Genomic DNA, 3,037 nt, shown 5'->3' with positions numbered 1-3,037 from the left:
TGTTGGCCAGTTTCGCAGCTTTAAGGTGCCCTTGATTATTCTGGGCAGCATTCCTCTCGCCTTAATTGGCATCTTGATTGGCTTTTCTCTCAATGGTGTTTATTTCAGTGCCACAGCTATGATTGGGGTGATTGCCTTGGCAGGAATCGTCGTGCGCAACGCCATTGTCTTACTAGAGTTCGTAGGCGACAAATTACGGGATGGGACTGACTTAAAGCTGGCCATTCTTGAAGCAGGGGCGACTCGCTTCCGACCCATCCTTCTTACTAGCGTCACCACAATGTTGGGTACCCTCTCCATCCTCAGCGACCCGGTCTGGTCGGGGCTAGCCTGGACGCTGCTCAGCGGCATGTTAGCATCATCCCTGCTGACCCTAGTTGTGATTCCACTTATGTATTACGGTGAACGTCGAAATCCTGATAAGTCTCACCAACCCCTAGCAACAGAAGTCAAGCTGCTTAGTGAGCAAACACTGCCATAGCTGAAGTCTAGGTGAGAATCGTTCGGTATGGTTCAAACAAGGGTAACACTTTTGAAATAACAGAATTAATTGAAACTATTATCAGACATAGGCTTTGAGAATTTATCTGCTTCAGAAAATGTCACCCTAATCTTTTTGATGTTGAACCTTGCCATTTTGGTACAGGAACTTATCTATGGCAAAATGCTTTCTTCCAGCAAGTTGACGAAAGTGGTTTTTAAGTCAATGCGTCTGAGGGAGATATATCTACCACTTCTACGCCCTTAAGTTGGTCGCCGTGTTGCAACTTTTCTAGAACCTCTTGACCAGAAACCACATAGCCGAAGACGGCATAACGACCATCTAGAAGATTTAATCCTGCTGGAGTTAAATCTGGCTCAAATAAGTGAAAGAAAAACTGAGACGAACCCTGATTGGGTTCTCCAGGCGGATGGCCCATGGCAACAGTACCGTAAGCCGAAAAGGGCAGAATGGGTTCAGACAGGGATAAACCTAACTCCTCTAAGGTGAAGCCATAGACTGGCTCAGAGTCTCCTTTGACCAGCACTTCCAAGGGGATAGACCGATAATTACCTGTATCAGGATCAACAAAACCAGCATCTGGTCCGTCTGGATCACCCGTCTGTACCACATAGGCTTCATCTGCTCGGGTAAACGTTTGATTATCGTAGAATCCCCGCTGCACTAGATCAAGAAAATTGCCTGCAGTAATGGGAGCACTGTAACCATCTACCATGATAGTGATGGGTCCCTTGCTAGTATCCATGGCAACAACTGAACGCCCTTTGAGCTGCGGGAGGGTTTGGTAGTCGTCAGGAATATCCACCGGAAATTGTTTGATCATAGAAGCAGCCAGCAGATCGACAGTATTCCAGACTTGAGTGAGTTTGGCGGCAAATGCTTCTTCATCTTTCTGATCAGCTAGCACCCTTAGATCTGCCAGACCAGAATTAATTTGTTCAATGCGGTCCGAAGCTTGAGACCGATAGGGGGTAGGAACCATAGCAAGAAGGTCTGATTCTGCTCTTTTAAACGTTTGTACTGCTTTGGATACTTGGTTCTCCACCTCAGGCCATTGTTTGGTTTGCATCTGTGCTGCTGGATCATCTAATTGAGGTGGCATCTCTTCCAGAGATTGCTGAACAGTTTCAAGGGCCTGATTATCTGTAGGGAGTGCAAGTCGCAGCAATGTTCTGGGGTTAGTCACCGCATCACCTGTGGGCAAAGCAGCCCAGCAAAGGGTCAAATGACTAGGGAGCCAGCCTAGAGATAATAAGCCCCAGCACAGCACAGCACTCACAGCTACAGAAGCAAATCTGTGGGCCAATTGCTTCCAGATTTTTAGAATCAGAACTGTCATAGCTACCTCCTTTCACACTCGTTTTCCTACATTGCACTGTTACCTTTAGGCATACTTAGGGGAATGAAAGAACGCTAGAGAGATAACTTTAGAAATCACCAACTTTTATATGCTCTGAGAGCAGTTTCTTCAACTCCGCTATGTTTTCTTGCTCTTGTTGCTTAACCCTTATCCAAAAGGACTTTACTGATTCATGCCCTTCAGCGTTGGCAATATATTGGTCATACCGCCATAAGGCATCTAGCCTACGACTCAGGTCATGAACTAAGTCATGGTCGTGGTCTTTGACACCTTTTGATTCTCCTAGATGTTGTACTTCCTTTTGATAAGTTTCTAAGCTCATTTTTTATTCCTCCCGATATCGACAAAATCGATTTAAATCAACAAAATAGCGAATCAAAATCTCTTACCATTGATAGGTTTTATACTCTAAGAAAATAGAAATAATCTCATTAGCTTTGAATAGTGCCACTCAAAGGTTAGGTATAGCTTGTGAGGAAATTATGAGCAGTAATCCACTGTGACGGAAAATCTGTATTGTCAAACTTGCTCTAAGCTACTGTGTGCACATAATGTATGGCTGTTATCCGGTTCTCAGAATGTCTTCGTAGAAGCAGGCAAATATTACACTAAATCATCAAAAGCTTTAGACCTTTGGGATTCGCTCAAAAGAATACACAGCAAAGCTTTGATGCTCGAATAGCATTTTAATTCCGATTTTTGGATACAAATCTGGAATTAAAATGCCCGATCTAATATAGTGAGCTTGGAATTCATACTCTGTGGTCAAAATTATGTCGCGTTTCTCTCAAACTTCCGACATCCCGCCTGTCCGTCTCATAGAGTTCGGCAAGGAGAAATCGGAGCCGAGTCCAGTCCCTGTGAAACCAGCAGTGGTGAATCTGCGATCTCAACGAATCGAACAGTTCCTCACCCTGAAGAATTTGGCGGCCAACACCCGTCGTAATTATGAACGACATTTACGACAGTTCAGCTTGTGGGTGAATAAGGACTGGCACCAGATTACCATAAATGATTTGAAGCGCTATAAGACCTATCTGGAATCGGGTCGGCAGTTGAAGCAAGGCTCAGTGGGGGCAGTGTTGACGGCACTTAAAAGCTTCTTTACCTGGCTCGAAAAAGCAGGATACATCGAGGACAATCCCGGTGCGGCCATCAGTATTCCCGTAACCCCA

4 protein-coding genes are annotated in these 3,037 nt (G+C 45.0%); 2 read left to right on the top strand and 2 right to left on the bottom strand.

Annotated features, from left to right (window positions below):
* Positions 1 to 481: efflux RND transporter permease subunit (locus Q0991_RS07640; protein ID WP_299487005.1), on the top strand; the 481-nt coding region annotated here is incomplete at its 5' end.
* 217 nt (positions 482 to 698) lie between these two features.
* Here Q0991_RS07640 and Q0991_RS07635 read toward each other — a convergent pair.
* Both Q0991_RS07635 and Q0991_RS07630 read right to left on the bottom strand, forming a co-directional pair.
* The gene (locus Q0991_RS07635; protein WP_299487003.1) at positions 699 to 1,841 is read right to left on the bottom strand and encodes a peptidylprolyl isomerase; all 1,143 of its coding nucleotides are present in this window, start codon (positions 1,839 to 1,841) and stop codon (positions 699 to 701) included.
* Positions 1,842 to 1,929: 88 nt separating this feature from the next.
* Complete coding sequence (locus Q0991_RS07630) at positions 1,930 to 2,184, bottom strand: hypothetical protein (RefSeq protein ID WP_299487001.1); 255 nt, start codon at positions 2,182 to 2,184, stop codon at positions 1,930 to 1,932.
* Positions 2,185 to 2,635: 451 nt separating this feature from the next.
* Between Q0991_RS07630 and Q0991_RS07625 the strand changes: the two genes are divergently transcribed.
* A partial coding sequence (locus Q0991_RS07625) for a phage integrase N-terminal SAM-like domain-containing protein (protein ID WP_299486999.1) occupies positions 2,636 to 3,037 on the top strand: 402 nt, incomplete at its 3' end.

Source organism: Acaryochloris sp. IP29b_bin.137, assembly GCF_028285745.1.
Lineage (GTDB): Bacteria > Cyanobacteriota > Cyanobacteriia > Thermosynechococcales > Thermosynechococcaceae > Acaryochloris.
Note: the sequence above shows the minus strand (reverse complement) of the source record. Positions and strands in the feature narration are given on the sequence as shown.